This is a genomic window from Burkholderia sp. BE17 (assembly GCF_009362305.1).
GTDB classification, from domain to species: Bacteria; Pseudomonadota; Gammaproteobacteria; order Burkholderiales; family Burkholderiaceae; genus Burkholderia; species Burkholderia pyrrocinia_C.
Map to the genome: position 1 here is coordinate 76,461 of NZ_WHNU01000016.1, position 26,002 is coordinate 102,462.

The 26,002-nt window shown below is 64.9% G+C and carries 19 protein-coding genes; 15 read left to right on the plus strand and 4 right to left on the minus strand.

Annotated elements, in window-relative coordinates; all coding sequences use genetic code 11:
• Positions 1–67: 67 nt before the first annotated feature.
• Positions 68–2,269: a glycoside hydrolase family 3 C-terminal domain-containing protein gene (locus GD429_RS15785; protein ID WP_152857739.1), complete on the minus strand. Its 2,202-nt coding sequence runs from the start codon at positions 2,267–2,269 to the stop codon at positions 68–70.
• 484 nt (positions 2,270–2,753) lie between these two features.
• Complete coding sequence (locus GD429_RS15790) at positions 2,754–3,836, minus strand: polysaccharide biosynthesis/export family protein (protein WP_227791659.1); 1,083 nt, start codon at positions 3,834–3,836, stop codon at positions 2,754–2,756.
• Between GD429_RS15790 and GD429_RS41075 the strand changes: the two genes are divergently transcribed.
• The 14 genes from GD429_RS41075 to GD429_RS15855 all read left to right on the plus strand — a co-directional run bounded on the left by GD429_RS41075 (position 3,742) and on the right by GD429_RS15855 (position 21,287).
• Positions 3,742–4,236, plus strand: coding sequence for a hypothetical protein (locus tag GD429_RS41075; RefSeq protein ID WP_227791661.1), 495 nt, complete (start codon positions 3,742–3,744; stop codon positions 4,234–4,236). The genes GD429_RS15790 and GD429_RS41075 overlap by 95 nt on opposite strands.
• Positions 4,237–4,584: 348 nt before the next feature.
• Positions 4,585–5,631 (plus strand): dehydrogenase, encoded by a 1,047-nt coding sequence (locus tag GD429_RS15795; protein ID WP_152857741.1) that lies wholly within the window; start codon positions 4,585–4,587, stop codon positions 5,629–5,631.
• Complete coding sequence (locus GD429_RS15800; protein WP_152857742.1) at positions 5,628–6,209, plus strand: SIS domain-containing protein; 582 nt, start codon at positions 5,628–5,630, stop codon at positions 6,207–6,209. The genes GD429_RS15795 and GD429_RS15800 overlap by 4 nt, the downstream gene beginning before the upstream one ends.
• On the plus strand, positions 6,206–6,937 hold the full coding sequence (locus GD429_RS15805) for a sugar phosphate nucleotidyltransferase (RefSeq protein ID WP_152857743.1): 732 nt from the start codon (positions 6,206–6,208) through the stop codon (positions 6,935–6,937). Before GD429_RS15800 ends, GD429_RS15805 begins: the two co-directional genes overlap by 4 nt.
• The gene (gene gmhB / locus GD429_RS15810) at positions 6,927–7,499 is read left to right on the plus strand and encodes a D-glycero-beta-D-manno-heptose 1,7-bisphosphate 7-phosphatase (protein WP_321574637.1); all 573 of its coding nucleotides are present in this window, start codon (positions 6,927–6,929) and stop codon (positions 7,497–7,499) included. Before GD429_RS15805 ends, gmhB begins: the two co-directional genes overlap by 11 nt.
• A gap of 210 nt (positions 7,500–7,709) precedes the next feature.
• Positions 7,710–9,932 (plus strand): GNVR domain-containing protein, encoded by a 2,223-nt coding sequence (locus GD429_RS15815; RefSeq protein ID WP_152857744.1) that lies wholly within the window; start codon positions 7,710–7,712, stop codon positions 9,930–9,932.
• A 42-nt stretch (positions 9,933–9,974) separates the two neighbouring features.
• A complete protein-coding gene (locus GD429_RS15820) occupies positions 9,975–11,156 on the plus strand; it encodes a glycosyltransferase (protein ID WP_152857745.1) in 1,182 nt (393 codons plus the stop codon).
• A gap of 20 nt (positions 11,157–11,176) precedes the next feature.
• Complete coding sequence (locus GD429_RS15825; RefSeq protein ID WP_152857806.1) at positions 11,177–12,601, plus strand: DUF6418 domain-containing protein; 1,425 nt, start codon at positions 11,177–11,179, stop codon at positions 12,599–12,601.
• Complete coding sequence (locus GD429_RS15830; RefSeq protein ID WP_152857746.1) at positions 12,598–13,836, plus strand: hypothetical protein; 1,239 nt, start codon at positions 12,598–12,600, stop codon at positions 13,834–13,836. Before GD429_RS15825 ends, GD429_RS15830 begins: the two co-directional genes overlap by 4 nt.
• Positions 13,837–13,954: 118 nt before the next feature.
• Entirely contained in the window at positions 13,955–15,163 is a 1,209-nt protein-coding gene (locus tag GD429_RS41835) for a glycosyltransferase (RefSeq protein ID WP_152857747.1), read from the plus strand.
• A gap of 238 nt (positions 15,164–15,401) precedes the next feature.
• Positions 15,402–17,192, plus strand: coding sequence for an alpha/beta fold hydrolase (locus GD429_RS15840; RefSeq protein WP_152857748.1), 1,791 nt, complete (start codon positions 15,402–15,404; stop codon positions 17,190–17,192).
• A gap of 167 nt (positions 17,193–17,359) precedes the next feature.
• Complete coding sequence (locus GD429_RS15845; protein ID WP_152857749.1) at positions 17,360–18,526, plus strand: acyltransferase family protein; 1,167 nt, start codon at positions 17,360–17,362, stop codon at positions 18,524–18,526.
• A gap of 165 nt (positions 18,527–18,691) precedes the next feature.
• Positions 18,692–19,939, plus strand: a complete 1,248-nt coding sequence (locus GD429_RS15850; protein WP_152857750.1) for a glycosyltransferase family 4 protein — start codon at positions 18,692–18,694, stop codon at positions 19,937–19,939.
• Positions 19,940–20,003: 64 nt separating this feature from the next.
• Positions 20,004–21,287 (plus strand): hypothetical protein, encoded by a 1,284-nt coding sequence (locus tag GD429_RS15855; RefSeq protein ID WP_152857751.1) that lies wholly within the window; start codon positions 20,004–20,006, stop codon positions 21,285–21,287.
• Positions 21,288–21,346: 59 nt separating this feature from the next.
• Here the strand turns inward: GD429_RS15855 and GD429_RS15860 are convergent, their stop codons facing one another.
• The gene (locus GD429_RS15860) at positions 21,347–22,912 is read right to left on the minus strand and encodes a mannose-1-phosphate guanylyltransferase/mannose-6-phosphate isomerase (protein ID WP_152857752.1); all 1,566 of its coding nucleotides are present in this window, start codon (positions 22,910–22,912) and stop codon (positions 21,347–21,349) included.
• A complete protein-coding gene (locus GD429_RS15865; RefSeq protein WP_152857807.1) occupies positions 22,909–23,493 on the minus strand; it encodes a drug:proton antiporter in 585 nt (194 codons plus the stop codon). The genes GD429_RS15860 and GD429_RS15865 overlap by 4 nt, the downstream gene beginning before the upstream one ends.
• A gap of 1,077 nt (positions 23,494–24,570) precedes the next feature.
• Between GD429_RS15865 and GD429_RS15870 the strand changes: the two genes are divergently transcribed.
• Positions 24,571–25,962, plus strand: coding sequence for a sigma-54 dependent transcriptional regulator (locus GD429_RS15870; protein ID WP_174417868.1), 1,392 nt, complete (start codon positions 24,571–24,573; stop codon positions 25,960–25,962).
• The last annotated feature ends 40 nt before the right edge of the window (positions 25,963–26,002 follow it).

The following is a 26,002-nucleotide window of genomic DNA, read 5'->3' on the forward strand; positions in this document are numbered from 1 at the left end:
CGGCAGATGAGCCAATGCGGGAGCGCCGCGCACGTCATGTGCGGCGCTCCCGTCGGTTCATCGACGCTCAGTTGCCCTGCAGCCGGATATCGCGCGACGACGCACCGACATACACCGTCCCGCCCGGCACGACGCGCCAGCCGTTGCGCGACGTATCCCACACGCTTTGCATCCGCGGCGACACCGTGACGCGAACATGCCGTGCTTCGCCCGGATTCAGCCGGATCTTCTCCCAGCCGACCAGCCGCTTCGGCGGTTCATCCTTGTACGGCACGCCGAGATAGACCTGCGGCGTTTCCGCACCGGCGACGCGCCCGTCGTTGCGCACGGTGAATGCGACGCTCAGCGAGCCGTCCCATTGCTTCGACACCGACAGCCCCGAATACGCGAAGTGCGAATACGACAGCCCGTAGCCGAATTCGAACATCGGCTTGATGTTGCGCGCGTCATACCAGCGATAGCCCATGTTCAGCTTCTCCGCGTAGACGGGATCGTTGTCGAACGCGCCGTTTTGCCCCCACGACGGCGAATCCTGGTCGCGCGCGGGGAACGTGACGGGCAGCTTGCCGGACGGATTGACGGCGCCGAACAGCACGTTCGCGATCGCCTTGCCGCCGGCTTCGCCCGGATACCACGCCTCGACGATCGCGGACACCTGGTCCTGCCACGGCATCAGCACCGGATTGCCGCTCTGGACGACGACGATCGTATGCGGGTTCGCGCGCGCGACGGCTTCGACGAGCGCATCCTGGTTCGACGGGTTCGCGAGGCTCAGGCTTTGCAGCTCGCCGAAATCCTCGCCAGCCGGCTGCGCGACCACGACGATCGCGACGTCCGAGCGGCCCGCGAGCGCGGCGGCCTGGTCGATCTCCTGCTGCGTGTACGCGCGGAACGGCGACTGCTGGTCGCTGTTGCCCGCGTACGTGACCTGCGCGGCCGGCGCGAGCGCGCGGATCGCCGCGACGATCGGCACGTCGACCTTCAGCCACGGATTACGCCACCAACTGCACCCCGTCGACGACCCGAACGTCAGGCCGCCGCAGCCCGCGAACGAACCGGTCACCGGGTCGCGCGTGTTGCCCGAGCCGCCGCCCGACAGCACGGCCGCATCGGCATGGCCGCCGATCACGGCGATATGCGACAGCGCGGACGCGGCAAGCGGCAACTGGTTGCCGTCGTTCTTCAGCAGTACGATCGACTGCTCGGAGGCCGCCTGCGCGAACCGGTTCGCGGCCGCGAAATCGATCGTGCCGCCGCCCCTGGCCGGATCGTCCATCACGCCGACGCGGATCATCACGGCGAGCTTGCGGCGCACCATGTCGTCGAGGCGCGCGGTCGACACCGAGCCGTTCGCGATCGCCTGCTTGACGGCCGCCGGCGTCAGGTACACGGTCGGCCCGACGTCTTCTTCCTCGTCGAGCCCGGCGTTGATCGCGGCGGCGGTGCTGTGCGCGGCGCCCCAGTCGGACTGCACCTGGCCCTGGAAGCCCCATTCGTTCTTCAGCACGTCGTTCAGCAGGTGATCGTTCTCGCACGCATACGTGCCGTTCAGGCGGTTGTAGCTGCACATCACGCTGCCGGGCCGCCCGCGCTTCGCGGCGATCTCGAACGGCAGCAGGTAGAGCTCGCGCAGCGTGCGTTCGTCGATCTGCGTGTTGCCGCCCATCCGGCCGTGCTCCTGTTCGTTGCCGGCGTAGTGCTTGATGGTCGCGATGACTTTCTGCCGCTGCGTCGCGAGCGTGCGTTCGGCGAGCAGGTCGCCGGCGAGCAGCGGATCCTCGCCGAGATACTCGAACAGGCGGCCGCCGCGCGGTTCACGCGCGAGATTGGTGCCGCCGGCGAGGCCCATGCCGAACCCTTGCGCGCGCAACTGGATCGCGACCTGCTTGCCGAATTCGTACGACAGGCGGCGATCCCAGCTCGCGGCGACGGCGATCGTCGCGGGAAACGTCGTGCTGGCCTGCGACGTGCTGCCGGAACCGGTGGCCGAGTCGACCATGTTGAGATCGGGAATGCCGAGCCGCGGCACGCCCTGGATGTAGCCGGCGCCACCGCCCGGCACCTTCGACATTTCGTATTGCGAATGAATGAACTGAAGTTTTTCGTCGAGCGTCATCTTGCGCACGAGCAGGTCGGCGCGCCGCTGCGCGGCGGCCGACGCGAATGCATCGGTGGCGTCGCCCTGCGAGTTGAAATCGGCGTTGCCCGCGTAGGCGGTGGTGCAGAGGGTCGCTGCCAGCACGACGGCCGGCCAGAGTTTGTCCCGCATGTTGCTCTCCATGATCGAATTGCCGGTTGTTCGAATGATGTCTGGAGCTGCGCACGTCCGGTGGGTTCGCACCGGACGCATTCGGCTGGCGATGCAGTGTGGTTGTGCGTCGGCATGCCAGGCCAGGCGGGGAATCGTTACGGCCGGTTGGGCTCGACCGGTCAACGCGGGCGGCGACGCACAGGCCGCTCGACGCTGTCGAATCGGATGTAGCGACTCTCAGCAGCGACTAATGGTATGAATGTAGTCCGACTACAGCATCGGTGTTTCTACCGATACGTACGATCTTTATTCGGCACGGTCGCGCGACGCTTCGAAAAGACGGTCATCGTTCCCGAAAGTGGGTGTAGGGCGGAGTAAGAAGTACCTGCATGCACGTATTCGCGCGGGAAAATGCGCCGATGAAGGCGGTTCGGCTCGTTGCGTGCGCATCGAATCGGGCCGGGCACGCGCAGGCCAGCGCGGCCCGGCCGGAACGCGCGATTTACTTGGTGACGAGTGCGCCGGTCAAGCCCGCGCTGATCGCCGGCAGCAGCAGGTTCAGCACGCGGCTCGCACGGACGAGCCCAGTGTTGTCGACATAGACGATGTCTTTCGACGCCAGCGGGAACTGGTTCGCGAGCAGCATCGAAACCGGCGACTGCATGTCGAGGTGATAGATGACCGGCGCGCTGTCGGCGGCCTTGCGCAGCACGAAAACCTGCTTGGCATTCGAAGTCTGCTGGTTGAGCTGGCCGGCCTGCGTGAGCGCTTCGCTCAGCGTGAGCGAACCGTCGCGAAGCGGTGCAACGGCTTGCGGCCTGACCACTTCGCCCATCACGTACACGGGATTGTCGTCGCGCGCGCCGACATGCAGCATGTCGCCGGGCTTCAGCACGATGTCCGCCGGATTTTTCCCCGTCTTCATCATCCGGGCGACGTTCAGCGGGTAGATCGTGCCATTGCGGGTGATCGTGACGCGGCTTTGATCCGCGGTCGGCGCAAATCCGCCCGCGCGACTGACGGCCTCGATCAGCGTCATCGGAATGTCGTTGATCGCCTGTGCGCCCGGGTTGCGCACCTCGCCGTCGATATAGACCTGCGTGGCGCGGAACGATGCCACGCGAACGGTGACCTGCGGCTTGACGAATACCTTGGCGAGTTCGGTCTTGACCTCGCCCTGAATCTGCGCGACGGTTTTCCCGGCCGCGTGGATCGACCGCGGTATGTACGGAAACTGCACGTTGCCGTTGCTGTCGACGACAAATCCGGGCGCAGCGTCCGCGGCCTTCGTGTTCTGCACCGGCTGCCCCGCGGCAGTGGCGAATTCGGGGTGATCCCATACCGTGATCTGCAGCACGTCGCCGGCGCCGATCCGGTATATGTCCGACTTCGCGAACAGGTTCGGCGGGATGGACGTGGCGGGCGTGCCTTTCTGTTCGGCCCGGATCCGCTCGATCTGCGTCAGGTCGATCTGCTCGACCGGAACCTGCATGTCGCTGGTCACGTCGCCGTTTTCGGCGGTCGTGACCGGTAGTGCGGTCGAGCTCATGTGCTGCCCCGGCACGACCGTGCATGCGGAAAGCATCGTGACGGTCGCGAAGGAGAGTGCCGTGCACACGCGGCGCATGGCAGTGCGATGGTGGTCCGGCATCACGCCATCGAACGGTCGATCGTTGTTCATTTTTCTGTCCAGCATCGTTGAACCAGGGAATTCGGGGCGATCGCTTCGATGTCGGGATATCGGGCTGCGTGCCGGCTGGTTGCGAAGCGACGGCTGCCCGGCGCAGTCGTCGCCGCAAGGCTTCTGCTGCCATTCATTTGATACGTTATCCGGATCGAATTCGGGCCGGTTGCCGCGAGCCCGTTTCGCTCTGCACATCGTCGTGACGCTCCTTGATGGAATTCAAACCCACGGCAACCGGTCCGTTCTTCATGGCGAGGCCGTTTCCGGAATCGATTGTCAAAAATTGGCAATGACGGAATGACGTTGGCATGCCCGGCCGGGGATGTGACGGCGATTTCGATGCCGATTCACACGTCGCGATTGCCGATCGCGAACAGAGCGTAACGCAGGTTGGCCGCTTCCATTTCGCGGAGGCGGCTTAATGTAAGCCATCGCACTCAGCGTGTTGCACATCTATCGCATAGTTGCGCCAACGAACATGGTCGCGCATTCCGGCAGCAACGCAGCAGCTTCCCGGTCATGCGAATTCGTGGTCCGGCACCGGCAACCGGCGCGATGCGTCAGGCGAGCGGCTCCGGCATGAGCGACGGATGTGCGGGTCGGGCACGGCATCGTGCCGGCTTCCGACTCATTGTCTGCGAGAGATTTCATGACACGCTTCATTGCCCGTTCGAGGGCTCCTCTGCGGTTGGGTTTGGGCGGCGGCGGAACCGATGTGCCGCCTTATTCGGACCGGTTCGGCGGTCTGGCGCTCAATGTGACGATCGAAAAATTCGCGTATGCGTCGATCGCGCCGCGCGACGACGCGAAGGTCGAACTGGTGGCGGCGGATACCGACACGCGGTGGATCGGCTCCGTGTCGCCGGTGCTCGAGGTGCAGAGCGGGCTCGGGTTGCATGTCGGCGTCTACAACCGGATCGTCAGGGATTTTCACGGCGGCTACCCGTTGGCCGTCACGATCACGACGTGCTCCGAGGCGCCGCCGGGATCCGGACTCGGATCGTCGTCGACGATCGTCGTCGCGCTGGTCAGGGCCTTCTGCGAACTGTTGTCGTTGCCGCTCGGCGAATACGATATCGCACACCTCGCGCATGACATCGAACGAGAGGATCTGGGGCTTGCCGGCGGCAAGCAGGATCAGTACGCGGCGACCTTCGGCGGGCTGAACTTCATGGAGTTCTACGGCGACCGCGTGATCGTCAATCCGTTGCGGATCAAGCAGGAAATCAAGGCCGAGATGGAGGCGTCGCTCGTGCTGTATTACACCGGCGTATCGCGCGAGTCGGCCAACATCATCAAGGAGCAGAGCAGCAACGTGACGGAAGGCGTCGTCGATTCGCTGGCCGCGCTGCACGAAGTCAAGGACGAGGCCGTGCGGATGAAGGAGGCCGTGCTGCGCGCCGATTTCGACACGTTCGCTGCGTCGATGCGCGACGCATGGGAATCGAAGAAGCGGATGGCGAAGAACATCTCGAACTCGATGATCGACGATCTGTACAAGGTCGCGGTCCGGGCTGGCGCGAAGGCCGGCAAGGTGTCCGGCGCCGGCGGCGGCGGCTTCATGATGTTCTTCGTCGACCCGGTCGACCGGTCGGCCGTGATGCGTGCGCTGGATGCGTACAACGGGATCAATGGCCAGGTGCTCAACTGTACGTTCACGGACATCGGCGCGCAGTCGTGGAGAAAGAACCAATGACGATCGGGGTAGAGAGCGAAATTCGCCGGACGCTAGCGGTCTTGACGGCGCTCGTGTCCGACCGCGAGCAACTTGCTCGGATCGAGCAGGTGGCGGAGCGCGTGACGGCGGCGCTGCGCACGGGCAACAAGATCCTGCTCGCGGGCAACGGCGGCAGCGCGGCGGACGCGCAGCATATCGCCGGCGAATTCGTCAGCCGCTTCAATTTCGACCGGCCGGGTCTCGCGGCCTTTGCACTGACCGTGGACAGCTCGGTCATGACAGCGATCGGCAACGACTACGGATACGAGAAACTGTTCGAGCGTCAGATTCAGGCGACGGGGCGTCCGGGCGACATCTTCTGGGCCTATTCGACGTCCGGGCGTTCGCCGAACATTCTCCGTGCGCTGGACGTGGCCAAGGCGGCCGGCATGTTTTCGGTCGGGTTCACCGGCAACGGGCCCGGCGCCGCCGAGATGCGTCAGCGCGCCGACATCAGCATCGAGATTCCGTCCGCGTCGACACCGAAGATCCAGGAAGGGCATCTCGTGTGCGGCCACATCATTTGCGGCATCGTCGAAGAGCGGATCTTCGGATGAACGCGATGTTGCCATGCCTGATCCTTGCGGGCGGCCTCGGCACGCGGCTGCGCCCGGTGTTGGGCGACGCGATGCCGAAGGCGCTCGCATCGATCGATGGCGAGCCGTTTCTGTGCTGGATGCTGAGAGGGCTCCTGCAGCGGGGCGTGACGGACGTGGTGCTGTCGCTCGGCTACGGCAGCGGCCCGATCAAGGAGCTCGTGAAGTCCCGCAACTTCGGGCTCGCGATTTCCGTCATCGAGGAAGACGAGCCGCTCGGAACCGGCGGCGCGATCGTGCACGCGATGAAGGCCCGCGGTGCAACCGACATGATCGTGATGAATGGCGATACGTTGTCGAATCCGGATTTGAGGTCGTTGTCGGCGTTCTATCACGCGACGCGCCCCGATCTCGTCGTGGCGGCTGCGCAGGTCGATGACGCTTCGCGCTACGGCACGCTCGATTTCGACGCGGTGTCGTGCAGGTTGTCGGCATTCCGCGAGAAGCGTCCGGCACGGGGCTACATCAATGCGGGCACGTATGTCGTCAATGCGCGGACGCTGCTTGGCTTCGATCTCCCGGCGAAATTCTCGTTCGAGCAGGATTTCCTGGGCGAACGGGGCGCCGCGCTCGATATCCGCGTGTTTCCCGAGGTCACGGAGTTTATCGATATCGGCGTGCCGGCGGATTACGAGCGTGCGCAAACCGTCATTCCGCTGATGCTGGAGACCGGGACCCGTGAAGCGTAAAGCCCTTTTCCTGGATCGCGACGGCGTGATCAACGTCGACTACGGATACGTGCACCGGCAGCAGGACTGCGTGTTCGTCGACGGCATCTTCGATCTCGTGCGACTTGCCAATGCGACCGGCCACCAGGTGGTCGTCGTAACGAATCAGGCCGGTATCGGCCGCGGGTATTTTTCGGAGTCGCAGTTCGTCGCGTTCATGGACTGGATGCGCCGCAGGTTCGAGGAGCGCGGCGCGAGAATCGACCGCGTCTATTTCTGCCCGCACCACCCGGTGGCCGGCATGGGGCGCTACCGGCAGGCATGCGCGTGCAGGAAACCGCAACCCGGGATGCTGAACGACGCACGGCGCGATCTCGACCTCGATATGTCCGCATCGATCCTGGTCGGCGACAAGCGATCCGATCTCGATGCCGGCGCGCGCGCCGGCGTGGGGCGCCGCTTCCTGTTGGCGGGCGACCGGCCCGGCCACGCGGAAGCCGAATCGGACGTCGACGTCGTTGCGCGGCTGTCCGACATCGGCTCGGCGCTGGAAGCGATCGGAATCGCTGCTGCGCGAGTCTAGCCATGGCAGCCGGATCGACGATTCGTATGCCGGAATGAAACGAACGAAGCATCGATTCGCGCGGATACACGCGAGGAATTCAGGTTTCCGGCGCGGCGGATCCCCGGTCGGCACGGAAGGGTTTTCAGCCGGATTTTCAATGAAATGAACGTGAACGACAACGCGCGTAAAGCGGCGAAGCCAGCCGGATCTTCAATTCTGGAGTTCAGCATGAAGATGGACCGACCTGCATTGACCGGGCATCAAAACGAACCGAAACAGGTTTCCCGGAATGTGGCGCGGTTGTCGCCGATCGACTTGCTGGAGAACGTGCTCGACAACGGGCGCCTGTTTGCGACCGTTGTCGCCGCATGCCTGCTGGTGGCGATCGTCTATGCGGTCGCGGCAACGCCGGTATATTCGGCCGACACGCTGATCCAGATCGAGGAGAACAAGGCCAGCGCGCTGGGTTCGCTTTCGTCGATCTCCAAGGCGCTGGATATCCAGAATTCGGCCGTGGTCGGTGAAATCGACATCGTCCGCTCGCGCTCGGTCGTCATGGAAGCGATCGACGCGACGGCCGCGCAGGCCGAGGTGTCGGTCGAGAACCGGTTCCCGCTCGTCGGCGCTCTCATCGGCTCGTTCCTGCCGAAGGACGCGAACGGTCTCGCCGAACCGCCGCCGGGGATGTCGTCCTGGGCGTGGGGCGGCGAGCGTCTCGAATTCAGGAAGTTCGAGGTTCCGTCCGCGCAGATCGGCAAGGCGCTGGAGTTCGATTATCTCGACGACAACCGGTTTCGGCTGAGGGACCGTAGCGGTCGGGAAGTGCTGAGCGGTGTGGTCGGCGTGCCGAGCGCGGGCAACGGTTACGAGGTCGACGTGTCGCGGATCGTCGCGCGTCCCGGTGCGGAATTCCGCGTGCGGCGCGTGGCCACCGAGGTTCGCCTTGAAGCGATCCTGAAGAAGCTGGGCGTGACCGAGACGAAGCGGCAGTCGGGCATCATGCAACTGAGTTTCGAGGATGCCGATCCGGTCTTTGCCGCACGCATGCTCAATGCGATCGCCGCGGCCTATCTGGGCTTCAACGCGAGACGCCGCGCCGACGACGCCGAGCGCAGTCTCACGTTCCTCAACGCGCAGATGCCGATCGTCAAGGCCCGGCTGCAACAGGCCGAGCAGGCGTTGAACGCGTTTCGCAATCAGCAGGGTTCGATCGACGCGCAGGGCGACGTCAGGCTGCTCGTCGACCAGCTCGCGTTCGTCGACAAGTCGCGGCTCGAGACCAGGCTCGAATACCAGGACCTGTTGTCGAAATACGTTCCCGGGCAACCGCAGGTCGTCGCGGCGGCCAACAAGCTGAAGGAACTCGACAAGCAGGCCGCCGTGCTGAAGGACAAGGCCGCGCGCCTGCCGTCGCAACAGCAGACGTACTTGCGTCTGGCGCGCGACGTCGAGGTCAACAACCAGCTCTACGTCGGATTGCTGAACAACACGCAGCAGTTGCAGATCGCGGAAGCCGGTACGGTCGGCAACGCGTCGATCGTCGACAAGGCGATCGTCGGCGACAAGCCGGTCCGGCCGAAGCGCCTGATCGCGATCCTGGCTGGTGCCGTGATCGGGCTGATGCTGGGCTTCCTGGCGGCGCAGGGCCGTGCACTGCTGTCCGGGCGCATTCGCGATCCGCTTGACCTGGAAGCGGCGCTCGGTATCCCGATGCTCGGCATTCTCCCGAATTCGCGGCGCCAGGCCGACGCGGATGCGAACCGCACGCCGGCCTTCATCGCGACGAAGGAGCCGGCCGACGTGCCGCTGGCCGATGCGATGGACAGCCTGGCGCTGACGTTGCGACATCGGCTGGCCGCCTATGGCAGCGACGCGAAGGTCGTGCTGGTGTCGTCAGCGGAGCCCGCGCAGGGCAAGTCGATGATTGCCGCCAATCTCGCTTGCCTGTTCGCCGAGAAGGGGCTCAGGACGGTGCTCGTGGACGCCAACGTGCGCGCTCCGGCACTGCATCGCTACTTGCCGGTGACCGCGACGAAAGGTTTGTCGGAAGTACTGAAGGGTTCGCTGCCGGCCGAGGAAGCGATCACCCGCGTTGCCGAACATCTCGATGCGCTGTCCGCCGGAAAGCAGGGCGCGTCGACGCGCAACCTGTTCGACATGGTTCGTCTCGACAAGCTGGCCGCCTCGTTGCGAGGCCGGTACGACATGATCGTCGTGGATTCGCCGTCGGCGCTTCCGGTGGCCGATATCGCGGCATTGTCGCGCATCTCCGACATGACGCTGCTGGTGGCGCGCCAGGGGGTGGCCAGCCTGGCCGGCATGACGGATGCGCTCGAGATCCTGGGCAAGGTCGGCGTGCGCGTCGACGGGCTGGTGTTCAACGGCTTCGAACCGTCGCCGCTGCATGGCGTTCGCCGAATCGGCGCCGGCTTTGCCGCGGCGCGCACGTGATCGAGCGGGCGATTCGATGCTATTGGGCGAGGAGCGCATCGCATGATTGATTCGACGGCAAGCAAGGATGGACTGCGACGCGAGTCGCGAGCAGTGCGGGTCGTGTGGTTTCTCGGGCCGCGCTCGGTGAGCTGGAATGGCGTCATGCGCTACAGCCTCAAATGTATCGATTTCATCCCCGCATTTGCAGGATTCGACGTCGAGCCGATCGACATTCCGGCCGAGCCGCGTTCGTTCCGGCGCTACTGGACCCAGTTCGTGCTGTATCCGCTGCGCGCGGTTGCGGCGGCGCGCTCGGGGCACTTTGTCATGCTGTATCAGGAGGACCTGGCCTTCATGATTCCGCTGATCCGGTGGGTCGGCGGGCACGTCGGCATCGTGCTTCATCACGTGCAGCGTCCGGGACAGGTGCGCGGCGTGGTCGAGCGGCTGAAGAACGCGTATATGCGGTTGACGCAGTCGCTGATCGCGACGGCGGATGTGGTGCTCGCGCCGTCGGATGTGACGGCGCAAGAAGCGCTTGCGGATCTTCGCATTCGGGCCGACCGGATGCAGGTCGTACCCAATGCGTTCGACGATCGCCATGCGCCGATCGACGCCGGCGTGCGCGAACAGGCGCGCTCGATGCTGCTGGCGCGCTTCGGCATTCGCATCGGCGAAGCGCTGGTCGTGCTGAACGTCGGTTCGGATGAAACGCGCAAGAACAACGTGACGCTGTTTCGCGCACTGGCGTCGCTCGGACGCACGGACGTGATGGTGCTGCGGGTGGGCAGTGCGCAAAACCAGGCCAACCGCGACGAGTGCCGGGCGATCGCCACGCAGGCGGGAATCGCCGCCCATTTCGTCGAGAACGTCGACGACGAGGATCTCGGCTATTTTTTTCAGGCGTCGGACTTGTATGTGTCTCCGACGCTGCACGAAGGTTTCGGCCGCACGGCGATCGAAGCACAGTTCGTCGGCGTGCCGGTCGTCGCATCGGATTTGCCGGTGCATCGCTACACGATGGGGGATTCGTTCGCGGCGGTTGCCGACGCGATGGATGTCGCCGAATGGGGCCGGCAGATCGAGCGTGTCGCGGGCGACCCGACACTTCGGGCGAGACTGGTGCGCGACGGGCGGACGAACGCACAGCGCTTTTCGTCTCGCGCGGTCAGCGCGCAACTGCACGGTGTGCTGGACCGGGCCGTGCATGGCCGGTCGCGCGCGAGCCGGGCCGAAGCGTGAAAGAGGCGGCGATGCGAACGATGCGAGCCGACGCCAGGGTCGAAGCGGCATTTGGCCTGACGGTATCGACGCTGTTCGTGCTCGCATTGACGGTCAATGCGATGCTGCCGGCGCTCGGTGCGATGGAATCGAGCGCGATCTGTACGTTGCTGGTCGCGGTGGCGGGGGTGATCGCGCTGATCGGCGCGCGCCCGGTGTTCGCCGTGTCGATGCTTTACACGCTGGTGATCGGATTGACCGCATTCGTGGCCGGCGTGGGGATCGAATCCGGCGGATTTCTGCGGGAAACGGACATTTTCGGCGTCGCGAACGGCGCGTTCAGCCGGTTGCTGTCGTTCTATGTGATTTTCGTTGCGTGCGCACTTTTCGCGTTCGGCCGGTTACTGAAAGAGCGTTCCGCGCACGAGCCGATCCGCGCGCGGATGACGCACCAGCCGATCAGCATCGCACTCGGCCTGGGGCTGGTCGCCGCCATCCTCGCCACGGGCGTGCTGGCGGGCTTGACGGGCGGCTTCGCGGTTCTGAGCGGCGTCAACCGCTACGCGCTGCGCAACGACGCGTCGAACAGCACGCTGTTCAACCTGTTCCTGAACAACCAGACGTTCGTCGCCGTGCTGCTCGGCACCTTTTGCACGAGTTCGAACAGGATCGTGCGATGGGTGTCCGTCTTCATGATCGTCGCCGATCTGGTGCTCGAAGCGTTGCACGGCGAACAGTTCATGGCCGTATTGCATGTGTGCCTGACCTTCCTGATCCCGTTCATCGCGATTCACGCGATGAACGGCAAGCCGGTGATGCGCTATCTGGGGATCGGCTCGGCCATCGCGCTCGCGATCGGCAGCGTTTCCGTGTTTTATGCGTACAAGGGGCAGGGGCTGGACGTCGTCGAGACGGTGGTGTCGCGTTTTCTCGAGCAGGGGCAGGCGTGGTACGTGGTGGACGGCGACGCGCATCTGTTCGGCGCGCCGGCGCTCGGCGGGATGGCCGCGTTCGGGCGCTTCGCGGCATCGCTCGGCTCCTTCACGGAACCGACGTTCTTCAGCGATGCGCCGGCGAGCGGCTTGCGCGACCTGATGCTGTCGTACGGCACGCCGGAGATCCTGAAGGCATACGTGTTCGACGACGTCACGTTCACGATGGGAAACATGGCGGTGCCGGTCTACTGGTTCGGCTATGCGGGCGGCGCGATCTTCGTTGCATTGACGGGCGCGATGTACGGCGCGGCGAGCGCGATGCTGATCCTGGTCGCGATGCGCGGCGGCGTCGTGATGCTGTGGCTGACCACGAAGATCTTCGCGTACGCCACCTACGCGATCCAGCAAGGCGATTACTGGACGCTGTTCGGGGCGCGCACGCTGTTCTACCTGCTGATCGCACTGATCTGGTGGGTCTGCATCGACGCGAAGCGCTCGAACGCCGATGCGAAGCGGCCGGGGATATCTTGAACGCATTCGTCAGGCTTCTGTTTTCGTCGTTCGCGGGCGTGGTGTGCGAAAAGATCATCGGGGTGCTCGCGGCGATCGCGAGCAATCACCTGTTCGCGAATATCTACGGCGCTCGCCTGTTCGGCGAACTGCAGTTCGCGTTGTCGCTCGCCTACGTGATCGGCAGCGTCGCGCTGATTTTCGGCGCACAGGTGATCCAGCCGATCCTCGGCAAGCACCCGCGCTTGCGACACATGGTCGTCTACCGCGCTTTTCGCCTGCGGCTCACGTTGACGCTGGCCGTCATGCTGCTGTTCATGGGCATCGTGGTGATCGTCATGCGGCCGTCGAGCGTGTCCGAGTTGACGTTGATCGCGGCCTTCGCGTTGATCGTGGAGCCGATCGCGCTCGGCTCGCTGATGGCCTATGCGGAATCCAAGCCGTGGGTGATCACGCGGGCGAGGGCTTACGCAAGCTGTGTCCGCGTGCTGTGGCTGTACGTTGCGGCACACGCGTCGATGGGCGTGATCGTTGCCGCGTTCGCTTGGCCGCTCGAGGCGTGCGTGGCGGCAGCCGCGCCGTTCAGCCGCTATCGCTCGCTGGCGTTGAAATCGCCGAAATCGTTGCGCGGCGACGCAGCCGTGACGAAAGCGCTGGTCGTGCGCGGGCTGAGGATATGGCCGGCCATCGCGGCCAGTGTCCTGGTCTTGCGGATGGACCGGCTGCTGCTCGGCGTGCTGGTCTCCAAAGCGGATCTCGGCATCTACGCGTCGGCGGCCTCGCTGGTCGAGCAGTGGAACTCGGTCGGAACGACGCTGGCACTGGCATTGGCGCCGAGCATGGTCTTTGCCGCGCGGACCGAGTCGCTCGTGCGCGACAAGGCGTTCAGGCTCGGCCTGTATCTCGGCCTCGTCGGCTGTGTCGCGTGGGTGGGCAGCTATTTCATCGGCCGCAAGGTGTTCCTGATGATCTACGGGCCGGCGTTCGTCCAGGGTGTGCCGATCATGATCTACGCGACCGGGTGCTCGATCGCCACGTTCGTCGATGCGGGCCTGAGCACGTGGCTCCTGGCGGTGCGCCGCTACCGGCTCGTCATGATCAAGCAGGTGCTGATCGTCGCGGCCATCGTCGCCGCGCCATTCGTGATGCCGCGCGCGCTGGTGATGTATGCGCCTTCGACGGGCATAGCCGTATCGCTCGTTGTGTTCTGGTGCATCGTGCTCGGGAATCTGGCGTACACCAGGGAGCGTTCGTGAAAAGCCGCTTCCGTGCGGACCGTCGTTCGTCGCACCGGCAACGGGCCGGACGCGAGCGCCGGGATTCGCATTCGGTGAATGGAATGAAGAGGAATTCGGATCGATGGGGAGGCCGCTCGTGAAAAATCGGGTGATGATGGTGATGACGCGGGACATTCCGCAGGAAGTGTCGAATGGGCGGGAGCGTACGCTGAGCTTCATCCGGAAAGCGCTCGGCGACCAGACGGAAGTGGCCGAATTCAAGATTCGGTCGGTGTTCGAGGACGGTGGTCTCCGAGCGAAGATCGGCGCGGCGGTTCGCGTCGGATGGAGCGTGTTGCACGGCGCGCCGTGCGCGCTTCAGGTGGCGATGTTTTCGCACCCGCGCAAGCGGACGGCGCTGCTTCGCGCCGTCGACGCTTTCAAGCCGGACGTGATCTATTTCGACGGCATCCGGCTGGTGGACTACGCGATCCTGGTTCGGCGCAACGTGCCCGATTGCCGGATCGTCGTGGATTTCGACGATCTCATGTCGCGCCGCGCGAAGATCCTGCGCGAGCAGGATTTTCCGTTGTCGGCCGGGTATCTGGAAAAGTCGATTCCGGGGCCGTTCGTCAGGCTCGCCAACGCGAGGATGATCCGCAACGCATTCCTTGGTTATGAAGCGTTCGCGCTCGAGCGGCAGGAACGCGCGGCGATCGGGTCGTCGAATGCCGTCACGCTCGTTTCCGTGGAGGATGCCCATTCATTGAGGATGTCGCTCACGGACGACGAAGCCGCGAAGACGCATGTGATCGCGCCGCCGATGAATTCGCTGAAGCCGGTGTGTCCTCCGGCGGCGCCGTTCCGGTTCGTGTTCATCGGTTCGGACCGCCAATTGCAGAACCGGCTCGCGATCGAGTACCTGGTTGCGTTATGGGCGCGTGTCGGGCCGGCCACGCCGCTGGTGATTTTCGGGCGCATGACCGGTCGGTACGATCCCGTTCCGAACGTCGAATTCGCCGGATTCGCGCAGACGCAGGCGGACGTCTATACCGGATGCTCGATCGCGCTGTGTCCCGCGTTCCTTCGCGGCGGCATCAAATCGAAGGTGCTGGAGGCCATTTCCTACGGATGCGTGCCGGTCGGGAACGAAGCCGCGTACGAGGGCCTCGGCTTCCACGACGATGCGCTTGCGATGAGCGAATCGCGACTGGAGCGATTCGTCGGCGAACCGTCCGCGGATCTGGGGCGTGTCGTCGAAGCGGCGACGCGATTTGCCGCCTATTGCGAGCAGCACTTCAGCATGTCGGTATTCGATCGGCGGTGGCGCGAGCTGATCGCGCCGCCGCCGGACAGCCCGTCGTGACGGGCCGGGCAGCGTGCCGCGCCCGATGGGACCGGAAAGCCGGCGCAGCGCAAGGGAGGGCCTCGATGTCGTGATCCGAACGGCTTGCGGATGGCCGGCTTTCGGACCCTTGCATGGGGAGCCGGACAACCGGAAAGGGGAAAGCCTTCCGCGAGCGACTTGCCGTCCTTCGGCCGACCGATTCGGCGGCTCGGCCGAAGGACGCCATATCCCATTCTTCACCGATACCTAATAGAAAATGAGACCGATCATATTTGGCGGGCGGTTCGGATGGCTGCATCCGGGCGAAGGGACGCGGGGCGTCGTCCTGTGCAGCGCTTACGGGCACGAATCCGTGTGGAGCCACGGCGGCATGCGGAGCCTGGCGGACCGCCTGTCCGCCGGCGGGATTCCGGTGCTTCGTTTCGATTACCGCGGAGCGGGCGATTCCGTGGGAGGCGATGGCGCGAGCGACCAGTTCGAGACGGCCGTCGACGATGTGTGCGCGGCCATCGCGCAGCTTCGCGAAGAAACGGGCGTTGCCCTGGTGACGCTGTGCGGCCTGCGGCTGGGTGCGGCATTCGCGCTGCTGGCGGCGAGCCGATGCGAGGTGGACGCGCTCGTGCTGCTTGCTCCGGTAGTGAGCGGGCGCAGCTACGTGCGCGAGTTGTCGATCATGCGCAATATCTGGCTCGACCAGTTGCCGACGCCACTGCGCGAGGCCCAGCCGAAAGACGCACCGTTCAACGTGCTCGGGCAGGTCTACAGCCCGGTGTTCCGTGCGCGGCTCGATGCGTTCGACGCGGTCGATGCGCTGAAGGACAGCCTGCGCGCGCCAGCGTCGGAAACGCTGATCGTCAACGTGAATGCCGGCGGCAGCGAACCGCTGCAAAAGAAGCTCGAAGGGCTGGGTGCTGAAGTCGAGTCGAGGCCGTTCGAAGGCTACGCCGCGTTCATGCAGGAAACGACTTTCTCGAGCGTGCCGACTCGTGTTTTCGACGCCGTGGTCGGCTGGATCGCGGCCGGGGAGGTTGGGCAGAAACCGTCGTCGCGCATAGCGTCGAAAGCGGACTGGGATTCCGGCCTGATGCTTCGGACACCGGAAGCATGCGAACAGCCGGTCAGATTCGGCGTTGCCGGCCTGTTCGGCATCCTGTGCCTGCCGCAGGCCATGCGCGATCTCGGCCCGGTTCTTCTGATCGCGAACACGTCGGCCAGCCCGCATGTCGGCGACAGCCGGCTTTCGGTGCGGATCGCCCGGGAGCTGGCGCGCCGCGGCATCGCTTCGCTGCGGTTCGACGGACGGGGGATCGGCGACAGCGCGTCCGTGTGCGGCATCAGCGCGCCGGTCTATTCGAGTGCCGTCGTCGAGGACGTCGCGACGGCTGCCCACTGGTTGAAGGAACAGGGATATCGACATGTCGTGTCGTTCGGCATCTGCTCGGGGGCGTACAGCGCCTTGCGCGCGGCGCTCGTGGGGCGGGCGCTGTCGGGTGTCATATCGGTGAACCTGCAGAGTTTCCATATGCCCGACGGCATGTCGACCGACGCGCTGCGCAAGCATCGACCCAATTCGATCGCCGGTTACCGGTCGTCGTTCTTCGAGCTGAAGAAATGGAAACAGGTGTTGAGCGGCAATCGCAGGATCATGCCGTTCGTCCAGCTCGTCCTGAAGCGCGTGACGGCGCTTGCGGCAGTCCGGATCGGCGCGTGGCGAAGTCGGATCGCCGGGTGGTCTTGCGCGGAGACGATGCCGGTCGATCCTCATGAAATCCTGCGCACGTTGCAACGCAAGGAGGTGAGCACGCTGTTCGTATGCGGCGCATACGACAGCAGCCTGGACCTGATGACGATGTATTTCGGCCCGCGCGGAAAGCGGCTATCGCGATTCCCGGGCGCACGCACGGTCGTGCTCGACGATCTCGATCACAGTCTGTTCAGTTCGCATGCGGCCGAACAGGTGATCGGGTTGTGCAGCGAATTCGTCAAGGGTCTCGATTCTCGCCGCGCGCCGCTCGGCAGGATCGTCAAGGCTGAATCGCCCGCGTGATGCGAGGCCGGCGCCGGCGTTGCAACGCGCCGGCCTCGTGCTTGCCCGACGGCACGCGATGCCTGCACGGGGCTATGTCAGGTGTCGCACAGTCGGCGAGCGGCTGCGGTGATACGGTAACTCGCCTGTTCTCGGCGACACCGCCTGGCCACGACACGACCCCAACGATGAATTCCGAAAGCTCCGGACGTCTGGATCATATCGACGCGATGCGCGCCGTCGCGGTCCTGCTCGTCATCTGGACGCACTACGCCGAGCGGTTCGTATCGATGGCGGGCGCCCAGCAGTGGCTCGACACGCTGCAACGCTCCGTCAATTTCGGGCGGATCGGCGTGGTGGTGTTCTTCGGCATCAGTGGCCTGCTGATTCCGAGCAGCCTGCGCGGCCCCTTTGGACCAGGCACGCGACGCTTCCTGATCCGTCGCTTCCTGCGGTTGTATCCGGCATTCTGGTTGTCCATTCCGGTCGGCTGCCTCGTCTTCTGGACGCTGTTCGGCAAGCCGGTGAGCGTGTCGTTGCTCGTTGCCAACGCCACGATGATTCCGACCGCGTTCGGGCAGGAGCCGGTCATGGGGCACTACTGGACGCTCGAAACGGAACTGTACTTCTACGGTATGTGCCTCTTGCTGTTCCGGTGGGGCGGCCTGCATCGGATGCGCGATCTCGCGCTCGTCTGCATCGGGCTCTGCACGGTATTCGTGATCACCCTCGGGTTACGCATCATTCCCGAGAATGCGTTGGGCCAATACAAGGCGATGCCGTATCACCTCGCGATCATGTTCTGGGGTGCATGTTTTCGTCAGGCCCATGACAGTCCGCTCGATGTGTTGCGTGTGAGATGGGGGCGCGGCGAACATGCCCGGATCACGCTGACGTACCGATCCGTGGTTGGCCTGCTGGCGGCGATGATAGTCGGCGTCGCACTTGTCGGGGTTGCCAACGACTGGCGGCGTCACGACCTGGTTCATCTGCCGTCGTCGCTGGCTTATGCGGTTGGCATCGCGATATTCGCGGCGATGGCGACGATATTGAAAAGCCGCGCGCGGTTTCTCGCGAAGCTGGGCGAAGTCAGCTACTCGATTTACCTGTTTCACGCGATCCCGCTGTTCGGGTTTTACTGGTTGTGTGAGCGCTATCAATGGACCGGGTGGCCGCTGGGCGTCTACATGATCGTTCCCGTCGCGCCGTTGATTGCGTTGTCGTATGCAAGCTACCGATATTGCGAGCTGCCATGCGTCCTGCTTGCGCATCGCCTGACTGCGTCGCGGCAACGCGGCAATCTGCCGATCGGCAATCGTCCGGCCGAGGCGGCGCGAGATCCGGTTCGAAACTGACCGCGCCCGGACGCGTGGCGGCTGAAAGTGGCGATGTCGTGTCGCCGAAATGAATGGAATCGACTGCACGGAGTGAGAAATGATGCTGGCGAGTGCGATTGCGCGTGACGATGGCGGTGGTGTGCCGCGATATCGAATTTTTCGACGCACGTCCGGGAAAATCAATTGAACAGCTTCCCGTCGGTCGGCTCCCGCGCGGAAGTGACGCGCATCGTCGTGATCAATGACTACGCGCGAAAGGGCGGCGCGGAAGAGGTCTACCGGACTTCCATCGAGGTGCTGCGAAAGATTCCGCACGTCGACGTGTACTCGTTCGACGAGACGAATTTCCCGCCGGGCGAAGGCCCGCTCACGCGCGGCTGGAACCGTGCCGCGGCGAGCGCCCTCGCGGCGCTGCTCGACCAGGTGCGCCCGCATCGTGTGCTCGTGCACAACTACCACAACCTGCTGACGCAATCGATCCTGCCGGTACTCGCGCGTCGACGCCGCGAGCAGGGATTCCGCACGTATCTCACGTGCCACGATTACCATCTGGTCTTTTACAACCCGAATCTGCTGGCCTATCGCAACGGGCGCCCGGTGCCTGTCCCGGTCGATGCGCTGTCGAATCCGGCGCGACTTTTCGCGCTCGCGAGCCCTCGCGGTCGTGTTCATGACGCGGTGAAGAAGCTGCACTGGCATGCGGTGTACGCCTATTGCAATCCGCAACACGTATTCGACCTGTTCCTGTGCCCGAGTCCGTATATGCGTGCCGCACTGGCGCAGCGAGGCATCACGCGAAGCGCGTTGCTTCCGAACCCGGTGAGCACGCTGGCAGAACCGTTTCCGCCGCGCGTGTGCCTTCGCGAGCAGTTCGATCTGGCGTATGTGGGGCGCCTCGATGCGGAGAAGGGCATTCACGAGTTCATCGAACTGGCGCGCCAAACCGATTTTCATCGTATCGGCAGCCTGACGCTTTACGGCGACGGGGCGATGCGCGCGCAACTCGAAACACGCCACCAGGATCTGGTTCAGGCCCAACGGCTGCGCTTTGCCGGGCGGCTTGACCACAGCGAGCTGTTTCATGCACTCCGCGCACACGACGCGCTGGTGTTGCCGTCCGTCTGGGCCGAAAACGCGCCGCTGGTGCTGGTCGAGGCGGCAACGCTCGGGTTGCCGGTTCTCGCGCACGAGATCGGCAGTCTGTCGACGTTCGGCAGCGAGATCGGCAACAAGATCCTGTACCGGAATTCGCGGGCCGGCCTGACGAGCGCACTCGATGAAATGAACCGTCATTTGCGTACCGACGGTCGACACTACGATTGTTCGGAATACACACCGTTGCGCTACGCGGCGCAGCTTGCCTCGTGGATGGGGCTTGGCGGGCAACAGAACGTCCAGGATCTACGCGACGCGGACTCATCGATTGGGTAATGTCCGGACAAAACAGGCCGCACGGTTTGCCGCGCGGCCGCGATACTCACGCAAGAGGAACGTCATGCGGGCACTTCGACGCGTCGTGGCGGCCATGCTTGGCGCATTGGCCTGGTCGGCGGGGCACGGCTACTGCGACGAGCGGGTGACGACGATCGCGCCTGCCAATACATCCGGCAGCCGCGACTTCAAGGGTTCGTCCAACGGGCTGCTCGCCGGCACGTCGTCGATATCGAAAGTCGATGTGCATACGTTGCTGTATCCGGGCAGCACGACCCGTGTGCTGGCCCACTATCTTCCGTGGTGGGGGCCCGACCCGCGCGGCGTGAACGTCGGCTATCGATCCGACGATCCTCGCCAGGCCTATCGCACCTTCGCCGATATGCAGTCGAGAGGCATCGACGGTGTGATCGTCGACTGGTACGGCCAGGGCCATTTCGTCGACAAGGCGTGGCAGGCATCGATGCCCGAATTCGCGAAGTTTCCCGGGATGACGTTCTCGATCATGATCGACAGCGGCAGCTTCAAGTTCAATGCGTGTCGCGGGTGCGACCTGAGTGAAACCATTCTGCACAATCTCGCGTACATCAGCCGCGAATACTTCACGTCGAATCAGTATCTGCGTTACGACGGCCACCCGGTCGTGTCGGAGTTCGGCATGGATGCGGTCGGGAAAGCGGACTGGGCGCGCATTCATGCCGCGTACCCGGACATCTACTGGATCCATACGCTTGCACAGGGTTTCGATCTTCCGTACAGCAACGGGGCGTATGTCTGGGCGCAGCCGTCGTCCTGGGCCACGCAGCAACCGGCCGGAACGCGGCACGACCTGCTGTATCGAGAGCGCTTCTACAACATCGCCCGGAATCAGCCGCCGGCGACGATCACGGTCGGCGGCGCGTGGAGCGGGTTCGACGACACGAAGGCGTCTTGGGGCGCCGCGGCGCCACGTTTTCTTGCGCCTTCGTGCGGCCGGACCTGGCTCGACACGTTCAGGAGCATCAACGAGCGCTACAGCGCGCGGCAGCAGCTCCCGTTCGTTCAACTGATCACGTGGAACGACTACGAGGAGGGGAGCGCGCTCGAAACCGGCATTGCCAGTTGCACCGAAATCGACGCGCAGCCATTGGGCGCGAGCCTGACCGTGCGGATCACCCATCCGGAAACCGTCGATCACCTGGAGCTCTACGAGCAGCTCGGTGCATCGTCGTTCAGGCTGGTCGGCCGCTATCCGTCCGACGCGACGAGCATTTCGCTGCCGGATACCCGGGCGGGCACTTATTTCATCAAGGCGGTTGGCAAGCCGTTCATCCAGAATGTCGTTTCGGCGGCCATCGTCGTGCGCTGAAGGCTGGGGCGACGGCCGCCCCGCGCAGGGCAGCATCGCCATCGCTCACGGCCGTGCGGCTATCGCGCACCGTCCACCGCCGATCGAGCGGGCGGCGCCGGCGTCGACGCTTTGGGTTCCGCGGGTGCGCAAGTCGGTCGGCCATACTGATCGTCGAAGCGGACGATGTCGTCCTCGCCGAGATAGTTGCCGGACTGCACCTCGATGATCTCGAGCGGGATCCGGCCGGGATTTTCGAGTCGATGTACGTCGCCGACCGCGATGTACGTCGACTCGTTTTCGCAAAGCAGGAACGTCTCGCTGCCGCGCGTCACCTTCGCGGTGCCGCGCACGACGATCCAGTGCTCGGCGCGATGGTAGTGCATCTGCAGAGACAGTCGCTTGCCGGGCTCGACGACGATCCGCTTCACCTGGAACCGTTCGCCGAGATCGATCGAATCGTAATGCCCCCACGGACGCTGCACCTTGCGGTGCTCGCTCGCCTGCGGACGCCGGTCGCTCTTCAGGCGCGCGACGATGTTCTTCACGCGCTGCACGTCGTGCTTGTTTGCGACCAGCACCGCATCGGGCGTTTCGATCACGACGACGTCCTTCATCCCGACGCATGCGATGAGTCGCCCCTCCGAACGCACGAAGCTGTCCTGCGTGTCCTCGAACACGATCGGGCCGCGCGCGACGTTGCCGTGATCGTCCTTCGGCATGATTTCCCAGATCGCATCCCAGGTGCCGACGTCCGACCAGCCGGCCGCGAGCGGCACCACGATGCCCTCGATGCCGAGGTCGCCCCGCTCGGCGAGCCGCTCCATGACCGCATAGTCGATCGAATCGGACGGGCACGCATCGAACGCCGCCGCGTCGATCCGGAAGAACGGATCCTCGGCGACGCCCGCACGCCATGCGGCCTCGCAAGCCGAGTGGATTTCCGGTGCGAGCGCTCGGATCGCCTTCAGCCAGACCGACGCGCGCGTGACGAAAATCCCGCTGTTCCACCAGTAGTCGCCCGACTGCAGGTAGCGTTCGGCGAGCGTCGCGTCGGGTTTCTCGACAAAACGCCCAATCGAATAGCCGCCTTGTGCGCCGTGGCGGCACGTGCGCGGCTCGCCGACCTGGATATAGCCGTAGCCCGTTTCCGCGCGGCGCGGCAGCACGCCGAGCGTGACGATCGCGCCTTCCTGCGCGTAACGCGCCGCTCGCGCGATGGTGTCCTGGAACGCGCCGACATCGGCGATCACGTGATCGGCCGGCATCACCGCGAGCACGGGATCGTCCGCGAGCACGCTCGCATCGAGCGCGGCGAGCGTGAGCGCCGGCGCCGTGTTGCGTGCGGCTGGCTCGAGCAGGATGCGCGCCGGCGCCGCACGGTCGACCACTTGCGCGGCACTCATGATGCGATGCTGTTCGCCGCACACCAGCAGCAGTGTGTCGCCGAGCGACGCGTTCGCGATGCCGTTCAGACGGCGCGCCGTCGCCGACAGCGGCGATTCGTTCGAGATCAGCTCGATCAGTTGCTTCGGATACTGTTCGCGCGACAGTGGCCAGAGGCGCGTGCCCGAACCGCCGGCGAGGATGACCGGCAGGATCAGCGGCAGATCGGGTTCGGGAACCGGGCGAAGGATGCGGGTCATCGGTTGGCTCCGGTATCGGCGGGTAACCGGTTGTGCGCATGGCCGTCGGCATGCGTGTCGTCGTTGCGCGACCAGGGTGTCGAAACGACCCGTGACAGCAGTTGACGCAGTGCGCCGTCGGCGCGATGGGCCGGCCGGATCAGGCCGACGAACGGCGCACCCTGTTCGAGATACGGGCCGTAAGCCTTGCGGAATCCGAAGCGTTTGTAGAACGCCTGGCGCGACGCGGGAGCGTGGGTGCGCACGGCGGTGTCCGGCCATGCGGCGTGCGCGGCGGTGAGCGCGCGTTCGATCAGCCGTTCGAGCGTGTCGTCGTCGCGGCGTGCTTCGCTCGTCAGGACCTTGTCGATCACGACATCCGGATCGATGTCGTCGCCCGGCAGGATGCGCGCATAGGCCGCGACTTCCGCCGCGCTGCAGTCGCGCACGCGCGCGAACACGTGCAGCGCGCCTGCGTCCTTGCCGTCGATGTCGAGATGCGTGTGCGCGTCCTCGACTACCAGCACGGCGTTGCGCGCGCGCAGGATTGCATAGAGATCGACGGCGCTCAGATGTTCGAATTCACAACAATGCCATTCCATGATGCGGTCCTCGCGTGATGCCTTCGGCACGCCGTGCCGTGCGGCACAGCGATCTTCATCATCCGGATGCACCGTGCGCCGGTCTGTTCGAAAGCGCACTCACGCTCCTGTTTCGTGGGGCGGACGCGGGGGGCGCGGCGGCGCGCGTGCCACTGGAACGCCGCAATGTGCGGTAGCACACACCGTCGGTGCTCGTGCCTTTTCATAATTGATCCATCCTGGCGGCTCGCCGCGATACACGTTCGAGCGTTGCGTGCAGGGCGGTCATGGTGCGCTGCAGGAAACGGGTGCCGGCACCACCGAATTCGCGCCGGGCAACGGCAATTCGCCGGAAAATGGCATGCACCGGCGGCGTGCATCCCGCAGTGTCTCGACACCGCGAATACGTTGAACGGCGTGGCGTTGCGGATTACGACGTGTAACGGATGAGCCGGTCGCACGCTGCCGCGCCGCGATACGGCCGTCCGGCGGCGAGCGCGATTATGCGATACGTGGAACGCGGTGCCGGCCTTTTTCGGGGATTTCGATGGAATTCGCGGGCAATCGACGGCACTAATCTTGCCGAAAAGTAGTATTTGCCACTGATTGACGGGAATGGTCGGAGATAATCAAATTTCAGTGGTCAAAGGCGCTCGTGCGGGGCCGCCGGTGGCGTAACCGGATGAATCAGGATTATCTTTTGGTAACACGGCCAGTTCGAAACGGGGTGTAAATTCGGGAGCAGATGAAATGCGGCGGTCATTCCGGGACCGGGTTGGCGGCCATCCGGTTCGGCATCGGGTGCGACTGTCGTGTACGACGCGACGCACATGCGAGCGGATTTCCCGTTTGCCGCCGTGCCCCGCCTGACCGCACGTGCATCAAAGCGGGAACGTCGTGGCTCCCGCGGCCGCGCGTTCCCTTCGAGTTCGATGACAACGAGGCCGGATGACATCCGGCTCGACCTCCGGGGGCTCTCGCCGTGTGCAGTTTCGATCTTCGCCATGGCTGCGGAAACGCAGCGCGGACAGGCGGCCATGCGCCGCCGGCCGCGGCGCACGCGAATGGTTCGCGGAGTGGAGAAAGTGATGGTTCGTTATGAATATGCCAATAACGCGCGATAAGCGCGCCGGCGGGGGAAGCGGTAACGGGCAGCGTCCGCTGATTTACTGGACGCAGTCGCCGTCCGTCATGCTGCGAAAGGAACTGGCGCGACGCGACTGGAAGGTGTCGATCGTCGCGCATGCGAACGAGCTGCGCGACACGTCCGGCGAAATCACCTGCGGCATTCTCGACCTGAGCGGTGGCCACGCCGATGCGATCGGCAGCATCGCGTCAACCTGCGCGTCGATGCGCGACGTCGTGTGGGTCGCGCTCGTCGACGTCGGCCAGACCGCTTCCCCGAACGTGCGCGCGCTGTTGCGCGACTATTGCTTCGACTACGTCACGTTGCCCGCGTCGCACCAGCGGATCGCCGATACGGTCGGTCATGCGTACGGCATGGAGTGCCTGTTCGCGCGCGACCGCGAGCAGCTCGAATCGGACGAGAAAGGCATCGTCGGCACCTGCAGCGCGATGCTGCGGCTGTTCGATACGGTGCGGCGCTTCGCGCGCACCGACGCACCGGTGTTCGTGTTCGGCGAAACCGGCACCGGCAAGGAACTGACGGCCGTCGCGATCCATCGTCATTCGGAGCGACGCAACGGCCCGTTCGTCGCGGTCAATTGCGGCGCGATTCCGCCGCATCTGCTGCAATCGGAGTTGTTCGGTTACGAGCGCGGCGCGTTTACCGGGGCGAACGCGCGCAAGATCGGTTATGTCGAGGCCGCGAACGGCGGCACGCTGTTGCTCGACGAGATCGGCGACCTGCCGCACGAGAGCCAGGCGAGCCTGCTGCGTTTTTTGCAGGAGCGCTCGATCCATCGCCTCGGCGGCAGCGATCCGGTGCCGGTCGACGTCAGGATCGTATCGGCGACGCACGTCGACCTGCGCGGCGCGATGGAGGAAGGGCGTTTCCGCGCGGACCTGTTCCACCGCCTGTGCGTGATGCGGATCGACCAGCCGCCGCTGCGTGCGCGCGGCAAGGACATCGAGCTGCTCGCGCACCACATGCTCGAACGCTTCCGCGGCGATGCGCGCCATCGCGTGCGCGGCTTCTCGACGGATGCGATCACCGCACTCTACAAGCACGACTGGCCCGGCAATGTCCGCGAACTGATCAACCGCGTGCGCCGTGCGGTCGTGATGACCGAAGGGCGCCTGATCACCGCGCGGGATCTCGAGCTCGAATACTGCCTCGATGCGGCGTCGCCGTCCGTGGCCGACATCCGCAAGTCGATCGAGCGCGAGGCGATCGAAACCGCGCTGCTGCGCACGCGCGGGCGCGTCGCGGCTTCGGCGCGCGAGCTGGGCGTGTCGCGCGCGACGCTGTATCGCTGGATGGAGGCGTACGGGATCGAGCGGCCGCGCGGCACGGGCTCGTCCGACTGACGTTCGAATTGCGCCGCTCGCGCCGCTCGCGCCGCTCGCG